Origin of the sequence: Janthinobacterium algoris (assembly GCF_051380935.1) — a bacterium.
Lineage (GTDB): Bacteria > Pseudomonadota > Gammaproteobacteria > Burkholderiales > Burkholderiaceae_D > Janthinobacterium.
On the sequence record NZ_JBNYXZ010000017.1, the window covers coordinates 1 to 21,843 of the forward strand.

19 protein-coding genes are annotated in these 21,843 nt (G+C 62.4%); 8 read left to right on the forward strand and 11 right to left on the reverse strand.

Annotated elements, in window-relative coordinates:
* Nucleotides 1-77 precede the first annotated feature (77 nt).
* Nucleotides 78-869 carry an SDR family NAD(P)-dependent oxidoreductase gene (locus tag ACQ4W7_RS22180; protein ID WP_436533282.1) on the forward strand — a complete coding sequence of 264 codons (792 nt, stop codon included), beginning with the start codon at nucleotides 78-80 and terminating at the stop codon, nucleotides 867-869.
* 45 nt (nucleotides 870-914) lie between these two features.
* On the opposite strand, the gene nagZ is transcribed toward ACQ4W7_RS22180, so the two are convergent.
* The 4 genes from nagZ to ACQ4W7_RS22200 form a co-directional block, all read right to left on the reverse strand.
* On the reverse strand, nucleotides 915-2,456 hold the full coding sequence (gene nagZ, locus ACQ4W7_RS22185; RefSeq protein WP_436533284.1) for a beta-N-acetylhexosaminidase: 1,542 nt from the start codon (nucleotides 2,454-2,456) through the stop codon (nucleotides 915-917).
* A gap of 175 nt (nucleotides 2,457-2,631) precedes the next feature.
* On the reverse strand, nucleotides 2,632-4,242 hold the full coding sequence (locus ACQ4W7_RS22190; RefSeq protein WP_426074084.1) for an FMN-binding glutamate synthase family protein: 1,611 nt from the start codon (nucleotides 4,240-4,242) through the stop codon (nucleotides 2,632-2,634).
* Between the two features lie 223 nt (nucleotides 4,243-4,465).
* On the reverse strand, nucleotides 4,466-5,476 hold the full coding sequence (locus ACQ4W7_RS22195) for a M48 family metallopeptidase (RefSeq protein WP_426074085.1): 1,011 nt from the start codon (nucleotides 5,474-5,476) through the stop codon (nucleotides 4,466-4,468).
* A gap of 2 nt (nucleotides 5,477-5,478) precedes the next feature.
* On the reverse strand, nucleotides 5,479-6,531 hold the full coding sequence (locus ACQ4W7_RS22200) for a YjgN family protein (RefSeq protein WP_436533286.1): 1,053 nt from the start codon (nucleotides 6,529-6,531) through the stop codon (nucleotides 5,479-5,481).
* Between the two features lie 166 nt (nucleotides 6,532-6,697).
* Here ACQ4W7_RS22200 and ACQ4W7_RS22205 point away from each other — a divergent pair, with 166 nt between their 5' ends.
* The 3 genes from ACQ4W7_RS22205 to ACQ4W7_RS22215 all read left to right on the forward strand — a co-directional run bounded on the left by ACQ4W7_RS22205 (nucleotide 6,698) and on the right by ACQ4W7_RS22215 (nucleotide 8,663).
* On the forward strand, nucleotides 6,698-7,369 hold the full coding sequence (locus ACQ4W7_RS22205; protein WP_426074087.1) for a glutathione S-transferase family protein: 672 nt from the start codon (nucleotides 6,698-6,700) through the stop codon (nucleotides 7,367-7,369).
* 71 nt (nucleotides 7,370-7,440) lie between these two features.
* Nucleotides 7,441-8,214: a 5'-3' exonuclease gene (locus tag ACQ4W7_RS22210; protein ID WP_436533288.1), complete on the forward strand. Its 774-nt coding sequence runs from the start codon at nucleotides 7,441-7,443 to the stop codon at nucleotides 8,212-8,214.
* A 41-nt stretch (nucleotides 8,215-8,255) separates the two neighbouring features.
* On the forward strand, nucleotides 8,256-8,663 hold the full coding sequence (locus tag ACQ4W7_RS22215) for a response regulator (RefSeq protein ID WP_426074189.1): 408 nt from the start codon (nucleotides 8,256-8,258) through the stop codon (nucleotides 8,661-8,663).
* Between the two features lie 169 nt (nucleotides 8,664-8,832).
* On the opposite strand, the gene mnmA is transcribed toward ACQ4W7_RS22215, so the two are convergent.
* Both mnmA and ACQ4W7_RS22225 read right to left on the reverse strand, forming a co-directional pair.
* On the reverse strand, nucleotides 8,833-9,948 hold the full coding sequence (gene mnmA / locus ACQ4W7_RS22220; protein WP_426074089.1) for a tRNA 2-thiouridine(34) synthase MnmA: 1,116 nt from the start codon (nucleotides 9,946-9,948) through the stop codon (nucleotides 8,833-8,835).
* A 41-nt stretch (nucleotides 9,949-9,989) separates the two neighbouring features.
* On the reverse strand, nucleotides 9,990-10,469 hold the full coding sequence (locus ACQ4W7_RS22225) for an NUDIX hydrolase (RefSeq protein ID WP_010401817.1): 480 nt from the start codon (nucleotides 10,467-10,469) through the stop codon (nucleotides 9,990-9,992).
* A gap of 412 nt (nucleotides 10,470-10,881) precedes the next feature.
* Between ACQ4W7_RS22225 and ACQ4W7_RS22230 the strand changes: the two genes are divergently transcribed.
* The 3 genes from ACQ4W7_RS22230 to ACQ4W7_RS22240 are packed head-to-tail and all read left to right on the forward strand — an operon-like array spanning nucleotide 10,882 to nucleotide 13,810.
* On the forward strand, nucleotides 10,882-11,994 hold the full coding sequence (locus ACQ4W7_RS22230; RefSeq protein ID WP_436533290.1) for a Re/Si-specific NAD(P)(+) transhydrogenase subunit alpha: 1,113 nt from the start codon (nucleotides 10,882-10,884) through the stop codon (nucleotides 11,992-11,994).
* Nucleotides 11,995-12,032: 38 nt separating this feature from the next.
* Nucleotides 12,033-12,347 (forward strand): NAD(P) transhydrogenase subunit alpha part 2, encoded by a 315-nt coding sequence (locus ACQ4W7_RS22235; protein WP_034778841.1) that lies wholly within the window; start codon nucleotides 12,033-12,035, stop codon nucleotides 12,345-12,347.
* Nucleotides 12,348-12,355: 8 nt separating this feature from the next.
* Nucleotides 12,356-13,810: an NAD(P)(+) transhydrogenase (Re/Si-specific) subunit beta gene (locus ACQ4W7_RS22240; protein ID WP_426074190.1), complete on the forward strand. Its 1,455-nt coding sequence runs from the start codon at nucleotides 12,356-12,358 to the stop codon at nucleotides 13,808-13,810.
* Between the two features lie 48 nt (nucleotides 13,811-13,858).
* On the opposite strand, the gene ACQ4W7_RS22245 is transcribed toward ACQ4W7_RS22240, so the two are convergent.
* The 5 genes from ACQ4W7_RS22245 to ACQ4W7_RS22265 all read right to left on the reverse strand — a co-directional run bounded on the left by ACQ4W7_RS22245 (nucleotide 13,859) and on the right by ACQ4W7_RS22265 (nucleotide 19,444).
* Nucleotides 13,859-14,812, reverse strand: coding sequence for a GGDEF domain-containing protein (locus tag ACQ4W7_RS22245; RefSeq protein ID WP_426074091.1), 954 nt, complete (start codon nucleotides 14,810-14,812; stop codon nucleotides 13,859-13,861).
* A 206-nt stretch (nucleotides 14,813-15,018) separates the two neighbouring features.
* Nucleotides 15,019-16,161, reverse strand: a complete 1,143-nt coding sequence (locus ACQ4W7_RS22250; RefSeq protein WP_436533293.1) for an FAD-dependent monooxygenase — start codon at nucleotides 16,159-16,161, stop codon at nucleotides 15,019-15,021.
* Nucleotides 16,162-16,170: 9 nt separating this feature from the next.
* Nucleotides 16,171-17,493, reverse strand: a complete 1,323-nt coding sequence (gene pepP, locus ACQ4W7_RS22255; RefSeq protein ID WP_426074191.1) for a Xaa-Pro aminopeptidase — start codon at nucleotides 17,491-17,493, stop codon at nucleotides 16,171-16,173.
* Nucleotides 17,493-18,212, reverse strand: a complete 720-nt coding sequence (gene murU, locus ACQ4W7_RS22260; RefSeq protein ID WP_436533295.1) for an N-acetylmuramate alpha-1-phosphate uridylyltransferase MurU — start codon at nucleotides 18,210-18,212, stop codon at nucleotides 17,493-17,495. Before murU ends, pepP begins: the two co-directional genes overlap by 1 nt.
* 164 nt (nucleotides 18,213-18,376) lie before the next feature.
* A complete protein-coding gene (locus ACQ4W7_RS22265; protein ID WP_436533297.1) occupies nucleotides 18,377-19,444 on the reverse strand; it encodes an aminoglycoside phosphotransferase family protein in 1,068 nt (355 codons plus the stop codon).
* Nucleotides 19,445-19,542: 98 nt separating this feature from the next.
* On the opposite strand from ACQ4W7_RS22265, the gene ACQ4W7_RS22270 reads away from it, so the two are divergent.
* Complete coding sequence (locus ACQ4W7_RS22270; RefSeq protein WP_436533299.1) at nucleotides 19,543-21,786, forward strand: LPS-assembly protein LptD; 2,244 nt, start codon at nucleotides 19,543-19,545, stop codon at nucleotides 21,784-21,786.
* The last annotated feature ends 57 nt before the right edge of the window (nucleotides 21,787-21,843 follow it).

The window sequence follows — 21,843 nt, forward strand, 5'->3', positions numbered from 1 at the left end:
ACCAGCTTTACTGCTTCTTCTCGAAGCTCTGGCGTGTATGTTGTTGAGCGTTTCATATGTTCTCCAGTTGGTGAAGTTTGCCAAACAAGAGTGTCCGAAAAAGTCAGGGTACCTCAGAGGTCGCCGAGCTCGACTTGCTTGATCCGCAGGCCATCGACAGCTTTGCCGCCGCCTTTCTTGCCACCGGCCGAGCCCTGCACGTGCTGGTCAACGGCGCCGGCATCATGGCCACACCCCTGCTGCGCGATGCGCGTGGCTACGAGGCGCAGTTCGCGACGAATCACTTGGCGCTTTTTCAGCTGACAGCGCGTTTGTGGCCGGCCTTGCGGCAGGCGCAGGGTGCGCGCGTGGTGTGCGTGTCGTCACTGGGACACCGGCAGGCGGGCGTCAATCTGGACGACCCGCATTTCCTGCATCAGCCGTACGACAAGTGGCGCGCGTATGCGCAGTCGAAAAGCGCCAATGCGCTGTTTGCCGTGGAGCTGGACCGGCGCGGCGCGGCGCACGGCGTGCGCGCCTTCTCGCTGCATCCGGGCGCCATCCTGACGCCGCTGGTGCGCCACCTGGACCTCGACGACTTGCGCCGCGTGGGCGCGCTGGACGACGCAGGGGAAGTGAATCCGCCGCCGCAATCGGGATTCAAGAATGTGGCGCAGGGCGCCGCCACGGCCGTCTGGTGCGCCACCAGCGCGCGGCTCGAGGGGCTGGGCGGCGTGTATTGCGAGGATTGCGATATCGCTGCCCTGGTGGCGGACGACAGCACGGGGCCGGGCGTGCGGCGCTGGGCCAGCGACCCCGTGCAGGCACGCCGGCTTTGGGTGCTCAGCGAGCAGATGACGGGCGTGAGTTTCGATTGCGACGCGGCATAGAAAATGCCGGGTTATGCCCGGCATGTGCAGGAAGACGGCGTGGCTTTACGCCTTGCCCGCCAGCTTGTCGACGACAGGCACCAGCGCGGCCGGGCGGCAGCCGAAGGCGGCCAGGCGGCCTTGCGCGTTGGGTGCCAGGTCCAGGTCGTAGGGCAAACGGCCCGCCACCAGCCACAGTTTATCGTGCGGCAGGGCGTCGACCAGGCGGCGCTGGCCGTCGACGAACATGGCGTTATACGTTTGCAGCACGATCTGCTGCGCGTCTTGCGCAAAGGCGATGGCCGCATTGACCTCTTCATCCAGCGCCTCGGCCGACAAGGCGTACTCGCGCACGTCCAGGCCCGCGTCGAGCAGCGCCGGCAGCATCGAGCTACGTGCTTCCTTGTTGCGGCCCAGCGCCACTTCGTCGATTTCGCTGCGCGAACGCACTTCCACCGTCAGCAGGGTTACGGGCAGGCCGGGGTCGAGTGCGCGGTATGCGCCTTGCACGCGCAAGGCGGCCTTTTGCAGTAGCTGCGACAGGGCCATGGCGGCCGGCTGCATCAGCGCAGGCGGGGTGACCGGGCGTGTGCGCCAGTCGCGCACGGCGCGGTTGCGCTTGAGTTCAGCCACGCGCGCACAAGCCGCGTCGATGCGCGCCATGGCGATGTCGCCGCGTTCCACGGCAGCGATGACGGCCTCGATGGCGGCTGTCTGCTGCGCTTCGCGGTGCGAGATGAGGACGATGTCGGCGCCCGCCTGCAAGGTGGCGATGGCGCCCTGGGCGATGCCGATGCCGTCGGCGATGGCCGCCATTTCCAGGCAATCGGTAATGACCACGCCCTTGTAACCCATCTCGCCGCGCAGCAGGTCCGTCAACACGCCTTTCGACAGGGTGGCCGGCACGCTGGTGTCGGCCTCGAAAGCGGGGAAGACCACGTGCGCCGTCATGATGGCGTCCACGCCGCCGACAATGGCCGCGCGGAAGGGCGCCAGTTCCACGGCGCGCAGGCGTTCCTTGTCGTGGGGCACCAGCGCCATGGCGTAATGCGTGTCGATGGCCGTGTCGCCATGGCCGGGGAAGTGCTTGGCGGTCACGGCCACGCCGCTGGCGCGCTGGCCGCGCATGGCCGCCATGCCGTAGTCGATGACGGTGGCGGCATCCTCGCCATACGCGCGCACGCCGATGACGGGGTTGTTGCGGTTGTTGTTCACGTCCAGCACGGGGGCGAGTAGCAGGTTGATGCCAATCTGGCGCATTTCATCGCCGCTGATCTGGTGCATGCGTTCGCAATCCTCGATGGAGCCGGCTGCCTGGAAGGCCATCGCCGCCGGAATCGGCGTGACGCCCTGTTCGATGCGCATCACCATGCCGCCTTCCTGGTCGATGGCGATGAGCAGCGGCGTATCGGACACTTCCGCGTTGATTTCCTGCAGTTCGCGGCACAGGGCTGACACTTGCGCGGGCGTGTGCACGTTGCGGCGGAACAGGATCACGCCGCCCACCTTCTTTTGGCGTATCAAGGTCTTGATATGCTCGTCCGCCTGCAGGGCGTCGAAGCCCACCATGAACAACTGTCCTACTTTTTCGCGCAAACTCTGCTCCATGCTGCAACTCCTCCGGTCTGTAATGATGGCATACGTATTGTGGCACCGTGGTGGCGCGTCTTGGCGATCACCGGAAAAGCTGCCTGCGTTTGTATTTGTTTTGGTATTGTATTGGATTTAGGTATTCGCGCAAGTGGTTATTAAGTGGTATTGCTCCACTTGCGCAGTGCCGGGCTTAATTCAGGCGCTGGAACGATACCGCCTGGGCCTTGGGCCAGTACAGGCCGAACACGGGCGGCAGCTGCGGCAGCTGGCTCGGGTCGAGCAGCTGGCCCGCTTCCAGGAAGGGCAGCAGGGCTGAGGCCAGTTTCACCTGGTTCGGCGAGATGCGCCGCACCAGGTGGTGCGGGCGCAGTTCCTGCGGATGCGCCAGGCCGGCGGCGGCGATCAGTTCGGCCAGCGCCTTCATGGTGTTCTGGTGGAAGTGCGCCACGCGGGCGATCTTGTCGGGCACCACCAGCGCGCGCTGGCGCTGCGGGTCTTGCGTGGCCACGCCCGTGGGACAGCGGTCCGTGTGGCAGCTTTGCGACTGGATGCAGCCCAGCGCGAACATGAAGCCGCGCGCCGAATTGCACCAGTCGGCGCCCAGCGCCAGCAGGCGGGCGATGTCGAAGGCTGTGATGATCTTGCCCGAGCAGCCGATCTTGATCCTGTCGCGCAGGTTGGCGCCCACCAGGGTGTTATGCACCAGCACCAGCGCTTCTTGCAGCGGCGTGCCCACATGGTCGGTAAATTCCAGGGGCGCCGCGCCCGTGCCGCCTTCACTGCCGTCGACGACGATGAAGTCGGGCGTGATGCCCGTTGCCAGCATGGCCTTGACGATGGCGAAAAACTCCCACGGATGGCCGATGGCCAGCTTGAAGCCGGTCGGCTTGCCGCCGGAGAGATTGCGCAGGCGGTCGATAAAATGCAGCATTTCCAGCGGCGTGGAAAAGGCGCTGTGCGCCGCCGGCGAGACGCAATCCTCGCCCACCATCACGCCGCGCGTGGTGGCGATTTCGATCGTCACTTTCGGGCCGGGCAGCACGCCACCGTGGCCCGGCTTGGCGCCCTGCGACATTTTCAGCTCGATCATTTTCACCTGCTCGGCGCTGGCGTTGGCGCTGAAACGTTCTTCGCAAAACGTGCCGTCCTGGTTGCGGCAGCCGAAGTAGCCGGAGCCGATTTCCCATACCAGGTCGCCGCCGTTTTCACGGTGGTAGGGGCTGATGCTGCCTTCGCCCGTGTCGTGCATGAAGCCGCCGCTGCGCGCGCCGCCGTTCAGGGCCAGGATGGCGTTCGCCGACAGGGCGCCAAAGCTCATCGCCGAAATATTGAAGACGCTGGCCGAATACGGTTTGTCGCGCGGGCAGTCCGGATGGTTGCCGATCTCGATGCGGAAGTCGTGGCCCGTGACCTTGGCGGGGGCGATGGAATGGTTGATCCATTCATAGCCCGTTGCATACACGTCGAGCTGGGTGCCGAACGGACGCTTGTCCGTCTGCTCCTTGGCGCGCTGGTAGACGATGCTGCGCTGGCTGCGCGAAAACGGCGTCGCCTCGCTGTCGCTTTCCAGGAAATACTGGCGGATTTCCGGGCGGATGCTCTCGAAGAAAAAGCGGAAATGCGCGAGGATGGGATAGTTGCGGCGCAGGGCGCGCTTGGTTTGCAGCAGGTCGCTGATGCCGACCAGGGTCAGCGCACCGGCCAGCAGGGGCAGCCAGTAGTGATCGTAGTAAAACAGGGACAGGGCAAAAACGGCGGCCGTCGCAATGAAGGTCAGGTAGCGAAATGGTACTAGGTGCATGGGCACTCCGGTGAAGTCAGACTGATATTGCTGAGTGTACCGGTGATTTGTAGATCTTGCTGACTGGAAAAGTGTGCTGTTAGAGCGGTGCTATCCATACTTGCAACGCCTGACAAAACCGTAGCGAGCGGCAGTGATTTGTGGCCGAGAAGCGCAACCGTACTCTAGTACGGTGAGCATCGCCGGCCACAAAGCGCGACGCGCAGTAGGTTTTGTCAGGTGTTTACCGTTGGGCGGCGCGGATACGTTCGACCCGTTCAGTGCTGGCCGGATGGCTCGACAGGTAGGGCGTGCCCTGGTCCAGCTTGCCCAGGGCGACAAACACTTGCGCCAGGTGTTCCAGCGCAATGCCGTTCTGGCGCAGCATGGCGATGGCGTAGTCGTCCGCGTCGCGTTCGACATCGCGCGAATACTTCAAGTCCAGCAGCAGCGGCGGCAGGGTCGCCACTACCGTCGACACGTCGCCGAACAGCAGCGCGGCGCCGGCGCCCACGGCCGAGGTCTGGATGATGCGCCGCGTCAGGTGGCGCTGCTGCAAATGCCCCAGTTCATGCGCCAGCACGCCCATGATGGCCTGGTCGTCCGGCAGCAGTTCGATCATTTCGTCCGTCAGCACGATGTCGCCGGACGGCAGGGCAAACGCGTTCGGACCGATCTTGCTCTTGCGGAAAACGATGCGGTGCGCGGGCGTGCTGTCGCCGGGCGTGGCCAGGCGCGCGAACTGGCTGCGCAAGGCTTGCTGGCGCGCGCCAGCGAGCTGGCTTGGCGCAAACACATGGCGGTCCAGCATATCGAGCACGCCCTGGCCCAGTTGCCGTTCGACCGACTGCGGCAAGGCATACGCAATGCCCTTGGCCGCCAGCGGCAGCAGGTATTGATAGCTGAGCCACAGGGCCACGATGGTGGCGACCGTGGCCAGCAGGGCGCCGCGCCAGCTTTGCTGCAGCCGCACCACCCAACCGTCGCGGTGTCCCGTATCGTGCAGCATGTCGTTGAAGGCCGCCTGGTCGGCGATCTCCAGGTAGGCACCGTCGGGAAAGCTGACCTTGCGCACGGCGTGGCTGCTGCGTTCGGATACATGCAGCTCGCCCAGCGGGCTACTGCGCTCGATGTCGCCCGCCAGCACGGCCTGGCCATCGCGCACGGACAGTGTCACGTGGTACAGGCGCGAACTCTGGCCGTCGAAATAGCGGCCAGCCAGGGGAGCGTGGCTTTCTTGCGTGTTGGCATCCATGCTTACATCGACAGGTCGAAGTCCAGCAGGTCAACCATGCCTTCGCCCGTGGCCGACACTTGCTGGCCCGTGGCGGCGACAAACTCGTCCAGGCTGCCATGCACCAGCATCGAGGTCGCTTCCAGGCGGTACTTCAGCCAGCGCACGTGGGCGAATGGCGTAAACAGGCCCAGGGTGACGACGATGCCCAGCAGGTTGCTCAGCATGACGAAGGTGGTGCGGCCCCACGTCAGCTGCGACTGGAACTGGTGCTGCTGCAAGCGCGTATGGTTCCAGATCAAGTTCTGGATCATGGTCAGGAACAGCGGCAGCACGGTGAACGCCCACAGGTACAAGGCACCGATGGCAAACAGCAGGCTGCCAACCTTGGTCTTGTCATTCGCATTGGCTGCAAACGAGGCGAACACGCTGCCGAAGACGACGAAAATCAGGACCAGCAAGCCGCCCAGCAGCAACGCGAAGAACAGCAGATAGGTTTTGTAGAAGCTGCCGACCGTGGCGTCAAAGCTGAAATGGGTGGCGCCGAAACGGCTTTGCGTGTGCTGGAAGCGCTTCAGGCGCTGGTGCAGGAAAGGCGTCATCAGGCCGCCCGTGAAGGTATTCAGGATGGGCAGCCACAGGAAGTACTTGTAGGCTTCCTTGGCGCTGCCGCCAAAGCCGAAGCGGATGCCGCGGTAGCTGGTGTTGTACAGCTTGAATTGCAGGCTTTTCCAGACCAGCCAGGGCAGGATGGCGGCCAGCAGCACGAACATCAGCAAGCCAACGACGGGCGAGACCTGGAAAGCGATGTTATAGCCGGCGATCAGCACCACGGCGGCGATGCGGCCTTTCAGGATGGCCACGGCGTTGCCATGGTATTCGAAGCTGCTGCCCGCCAGGTGGGTGCTGGAATAGAAATAGCGGTTGCGGCGCACCTTGGCCCAGGCGGAATAAATGCCCAGGGTGACGATGCTCAGCAGCAGGTTGACGATCCAGATACGGAAGTATTCGCTGCCGGTGGCACTGAAGGTAATGGCTTCGCGCTGGGCGCTGTTGTTGTTGACGTCGACATCCACGGGGAAATATCCTTACTTATTGGAAACAAAACAAGATAAGGGAATATGGAATAGTTATCAATTAAAAATACTGTTTTTCGCAATTTCTTTTGGTGCGCAGCCCCTGCCGCCGCGATTTTCCCGTCCCAGCTATACTGGAACTCAACCATCGCCTACGGGAAATACCATGATCGTCGTCCACCATCTGAACAATTCGCGCTCGCAGCGCGTGCTCTGGCTGCTTGAGGAACTGGGCCTCGACTACGAGGTCAAGCGCTACCAGCGCGATCCGAAAACCATGCTGGCACCCGCTTCCTTGAAAGCCGTCCATCCCCTCGGCAAGTCGCCCGTGATCACGGATGGCGCCCACACCATCGCCGAATCGGGCGCCATCATCGATTACCTGGTCGAGCGCTACGGCAATGGCCGATTGATACCGGCGGCGGGCACGCCGGAGAAGCTGCGCTGGACTTACTGGCTGCATTTCGCGGAAGGCTCGGCCATGCCGCCGCTGCTAATGAAGCTGGTGTTCGACAAGGTCGAATCGTCGCCGATGCCGTTTTTCGTCAAGCCGATCGCGCGCGGCATCGCCAGCAAGGTCAAGAACAGCTTCATCATGCCCAATATCCACAGCCAGCTGGCCTACATGGAAGCGGAGTTGGAGAACACCAAATGGTTTGCCGGCAATGAATTCACGGCGGCCGACATCCAGATGAGCTTTCCGCTGGAAGCGGCCGCCATGCGCGGCGGACTCGACGAGCGCCTGCCGAAGCTGACGGCGTTCCTGCAGCGCATTCACGCGCGGCCAGCCTACCAGCGTGCTCTGGAGCGGGGCGGGCCCTACGATTTCGCCAAATAAGGAGTGTTGAAGGGCTATGTGCGGGGAACCATACGGTAAAATGCCCGATTCAACCAGTATCCACTTACCGCATGGCCAGACTCCTCGCTATCGACGGCTTGAATATCGTACGCCGCGTCTACGAAGCCAGTCCTGAACCCGATTCCGACCTGAAGGCGGAGATCGCGCTGCGCCATGCGCTGTCGTCGTTCCGTACCCTCATCAACGACCACGAGCCGACGCACATCCTGCCAGCCTTCGACTTTGGCGGCCCGACCTGGCGCCACGCCCTGTATGCGGGTTACCGCGAAGGGCGCCAACCCATGCCGCAGGTGCTGCGCGACGCCTTGCCCGGTTTATATGCCACCCTGGCCAGCTTCGGCATGCATGTCGTGAGCATTCCCGAGGTCGAGGCCGACGACGTGATCGGCACGGCCGTCATGCGCTGGCTGCACGAGGGGCGCGGCGCGGCCGTCATCGCTACCACCGACAAGGATTTACATGGCTTGATCGCCCACGGCGCGCTGGTATGGGACCACTTCAAGGGTATCTGGCACGACCGCGCCTGGGTCGAGAAAAAGTTCGGCGTGCCGCCGGAACTGCTGCCCGACCTGCTGGCGCTGATGGGCGACGTTACCGACAGCATCCCCGGCGTGTCGAAGATCGGCTTGAAAACGGGCGCGAAACTGTTGCGCGCTTACGGCAATATCGATGCCGTGATGGCTGGCGCGGGGATTTTGCCTGGCGCGCTGGGCGAAAGCCTGCGAAAAGAGCGGGAAATACTGTATCTTTCAAGAAAGTTAGTTGCGCTCAAGACGGACGTGACTTTAGGCGTGACCTGGAACAAGCTGGTGTGGGAAAAGTAAAGCGCCAGGCAAGAACAATCTAGCAAGGGAAGTAAATTATGATGTTAAAGACAGTCCTGATCGATAGCAGCGCGGTGGCGCGCGGCCTGCTGAACACGGTCCTGATCGATGGCGGCTACGATGTCTGCGGCCAGACCCATACCAGCACGCTGGGGCTGGCGCTGCTGGTCAAGCACCACCCGCACTTCGTCTGTATCGCGCGCGAGCAGGTGGAAGACGGGACCAATGTGGTGCAAACCATCCGCGCCCAGTATCCGAAGACGCTCATTTTCATGGTATCGGGCGGTATCGACGCGGCCTCGCTGCAGGCGGCCCATGCGATGGGCGTGTCGGGCTTCATCGTCAAGCCTTTCATGGCAGACACGGTGCTGAAAACCGTGCGCAACACGGTGATTGCCATGGTGCGCAAGCAGCAGCAGGCGCTGGCCGCTGCTGCGAAAGACGCCTGATAAAATCTACTGCGCGTCGCGATTTGCGGCCGGCGATGCTCACTGGCTCGGCGCCCCCGTACTAAAGTACAGTTGCGCTTCTCGGCCACAACTCACTGCCGCTCGCTACGATTTTCTCAGGCGTTGTTATTGAGTTGGATTAGTAAAAATTTACTTAACCAACCTAACTTCAAGCCAGGCCGGTTGCGCTGGCGATGATGCCGCCACCGAGGCACACGTCGCCGTCATACAGCACGGCCGACTGGCCAGGCGTGACGGCCCATTGCGCTTGGTCAAACGCCAGGCTGAAGTGTTCATTTCCATCCGGCAGCAGCTGGCAAGCCACGTCGGCCTGGCGGTAGCGCGTCTTGGCGGACAGGGCGCCAGCCTGCGGCGCCGTGCCGGCGACCCAGCTGGCCTGGTCGGCCGTCAAGGCGGGCGACAGCAGCCACGGGTGGTCATGGCCCTGCACCACCCACAGGGTGTTGCTGGCGATATCCTTGCGCGCCACATACCAGGCGTCGCTGCTGCCATCGGCATTCTGGTACGACTTCACGCCGCCGATACCGATGCCCTTGCGCTGGCCCAGCGTATAAAAACTCAGGCCCACGTGTTCGCCCACCGTCTTGCCGTCGGCCGTTTTCATGGGGCCCGGCTGGTAGGACAGGTAGCGGTTCAAAAATTCGCGGAACGGGCGCTCGCCGATAAAACAGATGCCTGTCGAATCCTTCTTTTGCGCATTCGGCAGGGCTAGCTGTTCGGCGATCTTGCGCACTTGCGTCTTCGGGATTTCACCTAGCGGAAATAAAGTTTTAGACAGTTGCGCCTGGTTCAATCGGTGCAGGAAGTAGCTTTGATCCTTGCTGGCATCGACGGCCTTCAGCAGCTCGTAGCGGCCAAGGTCGGTCGGCGCCTGGCGCACGCGCGCGTAGTGGCCGGTGGCGATCAGGTCGGCGCCCAGGGTCATGGCATGGTCGAGGAAAGCCTTGAACTTGATTTCGGCGTTGCACAGCACGTCCGGGTTCGGCGTGCGGCCGGCCTGGTATTCGCGTAAAAAATCGGCGAACACGCGGTCCTTGTATTCGGAAGCGAAATTGACGGCTTCGATATCGACGCCGATGACGTCGGCCACGCTGGCAGCGTCGATCCAGTCCTGGCGCGTGGAGCAGTATTCCGAATCGTCGTCATCTTCCCAGTTTTTCATGAACAGGCCGATGACTTCATAGCCTTGTTCCTTCAGCATCCATGCCGCGACCGAGGAATCGACCCCGCCGGACATGCCGATAACGACTTTCTTCTTGCTCATCTTGCTTTCCAGTTACTTTTAAATGATTGCCATGCGCGGGTCTATGCACTATTAAAAACGGACGCATGCGTGTGCAGCAGGGCCAGCGGCGCGCGCCGGCCAGCCAGGTATTCGTCCACGCACTGCAGCACCAGCGGGCTGCGGTGGCGTTCCTGGCATGCCGCCAGCTCGTCGCGCGTCATCCACAGTGTGCGGATGATGCCTTCGTCCAGCGGGCGGTCATGCTCGGCGCCGGCCGTGCCGCAAAAGGTGAAGCGCAAATAGGTCACGTCCTCGCCCGTGCGCAGAGACTGATAGCGCGACATGTACATGCCGACCAGTGCCGTGGGGATGAAATCGTAGGCCGCTTCTTCCAGGGTTTCGCGGATCACCGCTTGTTCCAGCGACTCGAACGGGTCGAGATGACCGGCCGGCTGATTCAGCTTGATGCCTTCGCTGGTCTCTTCTTCAATCAGTAAAAACAGGCCGTCTCGCTCGACAATGGCGGCAACGGTGACAGAGGGTTTCCAGATTCTCGGCATGATTCCATCCTTGAAAGAGCCGACATTTTATCTTGTTCTGCGCGCGCGGTTTGAACCCGGCCTTTTGTTGCGCGGACATATTGATAAATGACAACGTTTTAGCAAATAGCGGTGGGAGGTACTTACGTCTTTCCCGGGCAGCGCACTAGCATGGGGGCATTGGCGGCAAGATGGCAGGAAACGCCCGCTAATATAGGCTTTCCCTGTGGTCAAAACAAGCGCGCACGCAGGCTCGACTGTGGTGAGATTGACACACCTTTCCCACAATATGGTCGCCGCGCCGCATGGTGAAACGAATCGGGGGATGTGGATGAAATTAGTGTCGTACAACTAAAAGTTGCTGGTTCACAAACGTTTAACGCGCTGCTTTCCGTGTTAGATTCTAGTCAGTTTATCAATTAGCGGAGGCATCATGAGGATAGGCATACCGGCCGAAACACGGCCTGGTGAAACGCGGGTGGCAGCCACGCCCGAGACAGTCAAGAAGCTGGCAGCCAAGCATCAAGTCGTCGTGCAGGCGGGAGCGGGCTTGCAAGCTTCGATTCCCGACGATGCGTATGCCGCCGCCGGCGCGCAGATCGGCAGCGCCCAGGAAGCCTATGGCTGCGCCATCGTGCTCAAGGTGCGCGCCCCCGATGCCGGAGAACGGGCCTTGATGGCCAGCGGCACGGTGCTGATCGGCATGCTCAACCCGTTTGACGCCGACAATATCGCCGCCATGGCCACGGCCGGCCTGTCCGCCTTTGCGCTCGAAGCCGTGCCGCGCATCACGCGCGCGCAGTCGATGGACGTGCTGTCGTCGCAGGCGAATATCGCCGGCTACAAGGCGGTGCTGGTGGCGGCCAATACCTACCAGCGCTTCATGCCCATGCTGATGACGGCGGCCGGCACCGTCAAGGCAGCCCGCGTGCTGATCATGGGCGTGGGCGTGGCAGGTTTGCAGGCAATCGCCACGGCCAAGCGCCTGGGCGCCGTCATCGAGGCGTCCGACGTGCGCCCGCCCGTCAAGGAGCAGGTGGAATCCTTGGGCGCCAAATTTCTCGACGTGCCTTTCCTGACCGATGAAGAAAAGGAAATCGCCAAGGGCTCGGGCGGCTATGCGCGCGCCATGCCGGCCGACTGGATGCGCCGCCAGGCCGAACTGGTGCATGAACGGGCGAAACTGGCCGACATCATCATCACCACCGCCCTGATCCCCGGCCGCCCCGCGCCTGTGCTGATCTCCGAAGAAACGGTGAAAGCCATGAAACCCGGTTCCGTCATCGTCGACCTGGCCGTCGAGCAGGGCGGCAACTGCCCCCTGTCCGAGCTGGGCAAGACGGTGCTCAAGCACGGCGTCTACATCGTGGGCGAAGCGAACCTGGCAACCCTGGTGGCGGCCGATGCCTCGGCCCTGTATGCGCGCAACGTGCTGGACTTTTTAAAGCTCATCATCGACAAGGACGATCAACTGCTGATCGACCGCGAGGATGAAATCATCAAGGCCAGCCTGGTGTGTGCAGGCAGTGAAATCTTACGTAAATAAGTTACAAAAACAACGCGGCACCGGGAGAGAACAACATCATGGAAATCAGTCACACCATCATTAACCTGATCATCTTCGTGCTGGCCATTTATGTCGGCTATCACGTCGTCTGGACCGTCACGCCGGCGCTGCATACGCCGCTGATGGCCGTCACCAATGCCATTTCCGCCATCATCATCGTCGGTGCCATGCTGGCGGCCGGCCTGACGCAAGGCCCGCTGGCGCAGGCGGCCGGCACCCTGGCCGTGGCGCTGGCCGCCGTCAACGTGTTTGGCGGCTTCCTCGTCACGCAGCGCATGCTCGAGATGTTCCGTAAAAAAGAACCGAAGGCCAAGCAAGGAGCAAAAGAATGAGTCACGCCATGAGCTTCGTCAGCATGAACCTGGTGACGATGATGTACCTGATCGCCTCGGTGTGCTTCATCCAGGCCTTGAAAGGCTTGTCGTCGCCCTCGACGGCGCGCCGCGGCAATGCCTTCGGCATGAGCGGCATGGCGATTGCCGCCGTCACCACCGTGGCGCTGATCCTGAAACTGAAGGAGCAGCAAACGGGCGGCATGGGACTGACCCTCGTTATCATTGGCATCGTCACGGGCGGCGCCATCGGTGCCTACCTGGCAAAAACCGTGGAAATGACGAAGATGCCGGAACTGGTGGCGGCCATGCATTCGCTGATCGGCCTGGCGGCCGTGTGTATTGCCGTGGCGGCCGTGTCCGAACCATGGGCTTTCAATATCGCCCAGCAGGGCCAGGCGTTGCCCATCGGCAACCGCTTCGAGCTGTTCATCGGCACCTTTGTCGGCGCCATCACGTTCTCCGGTTCGGTGATCGCCTTCGGCAAGCTGTCGGGCAAATACAAGTTCCGCCTGTTCCAGGGCGCGCCCGTCAGTTTCAAGGGCCAGCACATGCTTAACCTGGTGCTGGCGCTGGTGATGGTCGCGCTGGGCCTGGTGTTCTGCTTCGCCGACGGGGTGGAGCCGGCCTGGACGCCGTTCATCGTCATGGCCGTCATCGCCTTTGCGCTGGGCGTGCTGATCATCATTCCCATCGGCGGCGCCGATATGCCGGTGGTAGTGTCGATGCTCAACAGTTACTCCGGCTGGGCCGCGGCCGGCATCGGTTTTTCGCTGAATAACTCGATGCTGATCATCGCCGGCTCGCTCGTGGGTTCTTCCGGAGCGATCTTGTCGTACATCATGTGCAAGGCCATGAACCGTTCGTTCTTCAACGTCATCCTCGGTGGCTTCGGCGGCGCTGCGCCGGCGGCAGGCGTGGCCGGCGCGCAGGAACAGCGTCCCGTGAAATCGGGTTCAGCCGATGATGCCGCCTTCATCATGGGCAATGCGGAAACCGTCATCATCGTGCCCGGCTACGGCCTGGCCGTGGCGCGCGCGCAGCATTCGCTCAAGGAACTGGTGGAAAAGCTCACGCACAAGGGCGTCACCGTCAAGTATGCGATCCACCCCGTGGCGGGGCGCATGCCGGGCCACATGAACGTGCTGCTGGCCGAGGCGGAAGTACCGTACGACCAGGTCTTCGAGATGGAAGACATCAACGGTGAATTCGGCCAGACCGATGTGGTGCTGGTGTTGGGCGCGAACGACGTGGTCAACCCGGCGGCGAAGGACCCGACGTCGCCGATCGCCGGCATGCCGATTCTGGAAGCCTACAAGGCCAAGAGCATCATCGTCAACAAGCGCTCGATGGCTTCCGGCTATGCGGGCCTGGACAATGAACTGTTCTATCAGCCGAACACGATGATGGTCTTTGGTGACGCCAAGAAGGTGATCGAGGATATGCTCAAGGCAGTTGAGTAAGGCAATGCCTTGCGCAACTGAAGATGGCCCGCCTTGCGCGGGCCGTTTTTATTGATCGGCCGTTGCCGCGACGACCTGGTTGCGTCCCTGATGCTTGGCGACATACAGGGCCTTGTCGGCATCCGACATGGCTGCGTCCAGGCTGGCGCCGGCCATCAAGGAGGCCACGCCGATACTGATGGTCACCTGCAACTGGCGGCCATCAGGCAAGGGGGTGATGGCGGCAGCCACCGCCGCGCGGATGCGTTCGGCCACCTGCTGTGCCTGCTGCAGGCTGGCGTCGGGGAACAGCAGGCCGAACTCTTCGCCACCGAGCCGCGCTGCCAAGTCGGTGATGCGTCCCGTGTCGCGCAGCGCCTGCGCCACCGTGCGCAGCACGGCATCGCCCACCGCGTGGCCATAGCGATCGTTGATCTTCTTGAAGTGGTCGAGGTCGGCCACGCCCACGCTCAGGGCGGCGCCGCTGCGCGCCGCGCGCGCCATGGCTTGTTCGGCCTGGGCTTCATAGGCGCGCCGGTTGGGCAGCGACGTCAGCGCATCGTGCAGCGCCTGCTGTTCCAGCTGCGCCAGCAGGCTGGCGTTTTTTGCCGCCAGTTCGCGCCGTTCGCGCACGTCGAGCAAGAAGGCACCGAAATAGCGCATGCCGTCGACTACACCCAGGTCCAGCGCCTTCATTTCGATGGGAATCATCTGCGTGTCGCGGTGGCGGACGGCGAATTCGCGTATCTTGCCCAGCACGCTGGAGGTACGCGAGCTGCGGATGTAGTTGATTACGTGGTTGTCGTGCTGCGCGCCGACGGCGTCGGGCAATAGACCGTTCAGTGTCTGGCCCAGCAATTCCCCGCTGGCATAGCCCGACAGCGCCTGCATGGCGCCATTGATATAACGGATGCGACACTGCTCGTCGATGATGATGACGGCGTCGAGGGCGTCTTCCAGCAGGCGGGAAAAAAGTATTTCGGGAAGAGCGGCAGGCGGTGCTGCGGGCAATGCATCTGTCATGGAACGGTCGCCGAAAGCCAGGTGACAGGCATTGTCGCATCCGCAGGCGATTTACTCCATGTCGGATATCTCGCCTGTTTCTTTTTCGCCCATGCCTGCTCGTTACTACCGAAGGTTGCACAGGGGGCAGGGCTAGGCGACTTGCCGAAGACAGTACGATTAGTACGACAAGGCATGGCAACAACGCCATGGCCCCTTGTGCGCCCTCAGCGGCGGCCGTACATCATCAGTTCCGCTAAACTTTTGCGCGCCGGGCGGAAAGCATCCAGCAAACCCAGCGACAGGCCCAGCAAGCCTTGCGTGGGAGCGCTGCCCGTGAAAATGCGCGCCATGGTGTCGGTGACGCGCACGGTCAGCCCCCTGTCTGCCTGGCGCAGGCTGGCGTAGCGTTCCAGCGCTGCGGGACTGCTTTCCTGCGCCAGCACGCGGGCCAGCACGGCGGCGTCGCGCAAGCCCAGGTTCAGGCCTTGCCCTGCCACCGGGTGCAGGATTTGCGCCGCATTGCCGATGGCGACCGTGCGCGCCGTGCCGCCCGCCTGTGCGTTCAAGCCCAGCGGATAGGCCAGGCGCGCCGTCGTGTGGGTAAAACGTCCGAGGCGGCTGCCGAAAGCGGCGCCCAGGCGCGCCAGGAAGGCTGTGTCGTCCAGGGCCAGCAATTGTTCGGCGCGCGTCGGCGGCACGCACCACACCAGCGCGTAGCCGTCGTCCTGCGGCAGCAGGGCCAGCGGGCCTTCGTCGGTGAAGCGCTCGTAGGCGCGATGGGCGATGGGAGTGCTGCTGCGCACATGGGCAATGATGGCGCTTTGAGCATAATCGCGGCTGACGGCGCGCTCTGGCTGCTGGCCGAACAGGCCGCCCTCGGCCTGCACCAGCAGGCTGGCGCGCAAGCTTGACGCGGCGCCCGCCTGTTCGATCTGCACGCTGACGCCGTCGGCATCTTCCGCGCTACCCGTGACCAGCGCCGGGCGCAAGCTGGCCACGCCCAGGCGCTCGCACACATCGGCCAGCGCGCTGACGACGGCGCCGTAACGCGCCACATAGCCGAGCGCCTCGACGCCATGCTCGCCGCGGTCCATCAGGCTGCGCCCGAAGTGGCCGCGGCGCGAGACGTGGATCTGGTGAATTGGGGTCGCTGCCACGGGCCAGGCACCCGCGTCCTCGAGAATCTGGCGGCTGCCGTGCGACAGGGCGATGGTGCGGGGGTCGCGCCTGGCTTGCTCGATGGATTTGGCGTCGAGCAGGGCGATGCCGGCGGCGCGTGTACCCCGCTGCACCAGCAGGGCGGCCAGCGCCATGCCGACGGGGCCGGCGCCACAGATGGCGAGATCGAAAGTGGACGGTGTATGCATGCGGCGGCGTTAATCCTGTGACATCAGTTGTTCGATTTCAGCGACGCTTTTGGGCGCCGTGCTGAAGACTTCATGGCCTTGCGGCGTGACCAGCACATCGTCTTCGATGCGGATGCCTGTATGCCAGAACTGCTCCGGCACGCCCGCGCCGGGGCGCACATAAATGCCCGGCTCCACCGTCAGCACCATGCCCGGTGCCAGCGCGCGCCACGGCTTGCCGGGCGCGCCGGTGTCGCGGTAGGCGCCCACGTCGTGCACGTCCATGCCCAGCCAGTGGCTGGTGCCGTGCATGTAGAAGGGCATATACGCCTTGTCGGCGATGACGTCCTGCACGCTGCCGCTTTTTTGCCGGTCCAGCAAGTTCAAATCCAGCATGCCTTGCGCCAGCACCTGCACGGCCGCCTCGTGGATGGCGCTGTGCGGCAAGCCGGGGCGCACCATGTCCAGCGCCGCCTGCTGCGCCGCCAGTGCCAGCTCATACAGCGCCCGCTGCGGGCCAGTGAATCGGCCGTTGACGGGCCAGGTTCGCGTAATGTCGGAGGCGTAGCCATCGAGTTCGCAGCCGGCGTCGATCAGCACCAGGTCGCCTTCTTTCAAGACGGCGTTGTTGGCGCTGTAATGCAGGATGCAGGCGTTGTCGCCACTGGCCACGATGGAGGAATACGCGGGAAACTGCGCGCCGCTGCGGCGAAATTCGTACAGCAGTTCCGCTTCCAGCGCGTATTCGTGCATGCCGGGCCGCGTGGCGCGCATGGCGCGCACGTGGGCCGCGCTGGAAATGGCCGCCGCGCGGCGCATCAGGCCTTGTTCCTGCGTGTCTTTCAGCAGGCGCATGGCGTCGAGCATGCCATTGATGTCATGCGCGATGGCAGGCGCCGTGACGCCGCTGCGGGCCTTTTGCCGCACATTGTGCAGCCAGACCTTCACTTGCGCATCGAGGCTGCCGCCCAGCGCATAGTAAATGGCGGGCGCGTCGGCCAGCAGGCGCGTCATTTCCACGTCGAGTTCCTCGATGGGGAAGGCGCTGTCAAAACCGAAGCTGGCGCGCGCCGCCTCGGGGCCGTGGCGGAAACCGTCCCAGATTTCGCGCTCGGTGTTCTTGGCGCGGCAAAACAGGATGGCGCGCGCGGGCGCCGTGGCGCTGGCGGCCACCAGGGCCACGGTGCTGTCGGGTTCCGTGAAACCGCTCAGGTAGTAGAAATAGCTGTCGTGGCGATACGGATAATCGCAATCGCTGTTGCGCGGCACTTCGGGCGCCGTGGCGAGGATGGCCACGCTGCCCGGCAGCATCTGCGCCAGCAGCGCCGCGCGCCGTGCCGCGTAATTGGCCATCATGTTGCGCTGGCCTTGGCCGTCACGCCATTGAGCGCATTGAGCTGCTTTGGGGTGCCCACATTCGTCCACTCGCCCGGATAGATTTCGCCGCCCACGCGGCCCTGGTCCGCGTACTGGCGCAGCAAATCGCCCAGTTTGGCGTGGCTGCCGGGCGCGATACCGTCAAACATCTCGGGACGGTACACGCCGATATTGGCGAAAGTCCACTTGGTTTCGTCCGTATTGTTGATCGCGAACAAGGTCAGGCCGAAGTCGCCTTTTGGATGGAAGTCGGGATTAGGCACCAGGTAAGTCCAGGCGATGTCGCGCTGGTCCACCGGATACGGCGTGCCCAGCACATCCTTGTCGGCCAGCACGTCAAGTACTTGCTTGAAATCAAAGTAGGGGCAATAGATGTCGCCGGAAATGGCGAGGAACGGTTCCTCGCCCAGCAAGTGGCGCGCCTGGGCGATGCCGCCCGCCGTTTCCAGCGGCGTGGTCTCGGGCGAATACGCGATGCGCGCGCCATACGCGCTGCCATCACCGAGGGTTTCCTCGATCAGATGGCCGAGGTGGGAATGGTTGATGACGATGTCCGTGATGCCGGCGCGCACCAGATTCAGCACATGCCAGACGATCAGCGGACGGCCGCGCACTTTCAGCAGCGGTTTGGGACAGGTATCGGTAAGCGGACGCATCCGTTCACCGCGGCCTGCGGCAAAGATCATGGCTTTCATGGGTATTCTTTTCTGATTTGTTCAGTAATTTTTCTGCAGTTACGACACCGGACAAAACCGTAGCGAGCGGCAGTGATTTGTGGCCGAGAAGCGCAACCGTACTCTAGTACGGTGAGCATCGCCGGCCGCAAAGCGCGACGCGCAGTAGGTTTTGTGAGGTGTCCTCAGAAGGTATAGCCGACTTGCGGCGTTTTATTTTCCAGCGCATCGAGCAGGCGCACCAACGGCTTGAGTTCCGTATAGCGGTTGGCTGTCTTGCGCACATAGTCAAGCACGGTTGGCAGGTCGCCCATGTACAGATCCTTGCCGTCGCGGTAATTCAGGCGCGCGAACAGGCCGAGAATTTTCAGGTGGCGCTGCAGGGCCGTAAATTCGAAATCGCGGTAGAAGGCGTCGATGTCGGGATTCACCGGCAAGCCCAACTGCTTGGCGCGCTGCCAGTAGCGGATTACCCAGTCGAGCACCAGTTCTTCATCCCATTGAATATACGCGTCGCGCAGCAGCGAGGCGATGTCGTAGGTGACGGGACCGAAGACGGCGTCCTGGAAGTCGAGGATGCCGGGATTGGGGATGGAACCATCGTTGATATGCATCAAATTGCGTGAATGGTAGTCGCGGTGCATGAAGACTTGCTGCTGCGACAAGATATTCGCCGTGATGGCTTCGAAGACCTTGTCCAGCTGGGTTTGTTGTACATCCGTCAAGGTGGCGCCCAGGTGCTTGCCAATAAACCATTCCGGGAACAGATTCATTTCGCGCAGGATGAAGGCGCGGTCGAATTCGGGCAAGACGTCCGGCTGGCTGGCCAGCTGGACTTTCATCAGCGACTCGAGCGCTTCGGCGTACAGCACGCTGGCATTGTCGTGGTTCAGGGCATCGAGGTAGGTGGTCGTGCCCAGGTCGGAGAGCAGCAGGAAGCCATTGTCCAGGTCTTGCGCGATGATCTCGGGCACGGACACGCCGGCGCCTTTCAGCAAGCCGGCCACCTTGACAAAGGCGGGCACGTTTTCGCGCTCGGGCGGCGCATCCATGGCAATCAGTGTGCTTCCTGGCAATGTTGTATTGCCTGGCAGCATATCGAGACGGTAGTAGCGGCGGAAGCTGGCATCGCTGGAAGCGGGGCGGGCGGAATCGGGCGCGACGAGGTTAAGCGAGGTCAACCAGGCTTTCAACAGGGTCAGGCGAGCGTCGGCCTGGGCCGGCGCGGTAGAGGAATTGGAAGAGAATGACATTAAGCGGCCTGTGGAATCGGGTTGATGATGCAGATTCCCATATAATAAGGGATTCAAATCAAAAAATCGCCTGTCATGGTGCTTGCCCCTTCCAATTCATGAGCTGGTTTTCGGCCTCCCCCCCTTCGCAGCGCTGGGCTTTCGCCATCAGCGCGCTCGTCGCCGCCACGACGGTACCTGTCCACGCCCAGAAAGCACCGCGTCCGGTTCATGTGGAAGATCCCGACGCGCCCACCGTCATGACGGCGAACAGCATGAACGGACGGCCGGAAAGGGAGATCAATCTCGATCAGAATGTCGTGATTGAGCGCGGAAAAACCACAAAAATGACGGCCGATACAGCTTGTTACAAACAAGTTGAAGATCAGTTCGACGCCGAGGGCCATATCAAGATGTGGCGTTTCGGCGATTACTACACGGGTGACGTCTTGAAGTTGAACATGGAGACCGGCAAGGGTTTCCTGCTCAACCCGACGTACCGCTTCGAAGTGGGCGGCGGCCAGGGCAAGGCCGAGCGCGTCGACTTCATCAACCCCGACGAAGCCACTGTCATCGACGGCACGTACAGTACCTGCGAAGGGCCGAATCCGGACTGGTACCTGAAATCGAGCACCTTGAACCTCGATACCGGGCGCGACGTGGGCACCGGTAGCAAGACCATCATCTATTTTAAGGACGTGCCGATTCTGGGCACGCCGGGCATCTCGTTTTCTCTGTCGGGCGCGCGCCGCTCAGGCTGGCTGGCGCCCACGCCGGGCTTTGCCTCGAAGAACGGTTTCGAGCTGCTGATGCCGTATTACGTCAACATTGCGCCGAACCGCGACCTGACGCTGTTCCCGCGCTACATACAGCGGCGCGGCATTCAGCTCGGTGCGACTGGCCGCTACATGGGCGAGACGGATGCCGGCCTGTACCAGGGCGAAACTTCGTTTGAGTTCTTGCCTAACGACAAGCAGACCAAGACCAACCGCTACATGATCAAGTCCAAGCATGAGCAGGCGCTGGCCAAGGGCTGGACTTACAGCTGGGATCTGCGCGAGGCGTCCGACAATAATTACCCGAACGATTTTTCGAAAACCGTCGCCACCGCCACCGAGCGCCAGTTGCTGCGCGAATTGCGTACCGATTACCGCACCGAGGACTGGAGCTTGACGGCGCGCGTGCAGAATTACCAGGTGCTGCAGGATCCCGATCCCACGGTGACAGTACCGCGCCCGTATGACCGCTTGCCGGCGGTGAACTTCCACGCTGGCAAATACGACGTCTGGGGCGGCTTCGACTGGACCTTCGACGCGGAAGCGACACGCTTCGCCCACCCGACCGAGGTGCAAGGGTCGCGCCTCGTGGCCGTGCCGCAGGTGAGTTTCCCCATCGTGCGTCCTGGCTACTTCGTCACGCCCAAGCTGACACTCAATGCCAGCGCGTATCAGCTTGATAACGACGCCACGACCAAGGCGAAGTTTCCGGATACGTCGTTTACGCGCGCCGTGCCGACTTTCTCGGTCGACAGCGGCCTGGTGTTTGAACGCGACACGAATCTGTTTGGCGCCAAGGGCGGCACGCAAACCCTGGAGCCGCGCCTGTTCTATGTTTACACGCCGTACCGCGACCAGTCGCAGTTTCCGAAATTCGATACGGCCGCTGGCACGTTCAACCTGACACAGATCTTCACGGAAAACCGTTTTGTTGGTAGCGACCGCATCGGCGATGCCAACCAGGTCACGGCGGCCCTGGTATCGCGTTTCCTGCAATCCGATGGCACGGAACGCATGCGCCTGACCTTCGGCCAGCGCTTCTACTTTGCCGACCAGCGCGTGCAACTCGATTCGAGCACGCCCGTCAACCAGTCGCGTTCGGATATCCTGCTGGCAGCAACAGGCCGCGTGTCCGAGACTTGGACCGTCGATAGCCTGGTGCAGTACAATCCCAGCGACCGCCAGCTGATGAACTACAACTACACCTTGCAATATCAGCCCGGTGCCAAGAAAGTATTGAATTTTGGCAATCGTTTCCAGCGTGGAAGTGCTGGTTGGCGCAATGTTGAAGTGTCGACCCAATGGCCGTTGACGGACCGCCTGTATGGCGTGGGACGCATCAGTTACTCCGTGAAGGATCGCAGCATGCTGGAAAGCCTGGTCGGCCTGGAATACAAGGGCGACTGCTGGGTGTTCCGCATGGGGGCGCAGCGTTTCGTGACGACGAACAAGACTGTCTCGACACCGATTTTCTTCCAGCTGGAATTGACTGGGCTGTCGAATGGCCTGGGGCTGGGCGCGAATGGCCTGGAAACATTTACCAAAACCATCCCTGGCTACCAGGCACTGAGCCAGCCACTCCGTTAAGATAGGCACCGTTGCTGCCGCCGGTGTCCCCGGCGCTGGCACAAATCGGTTTTTTTA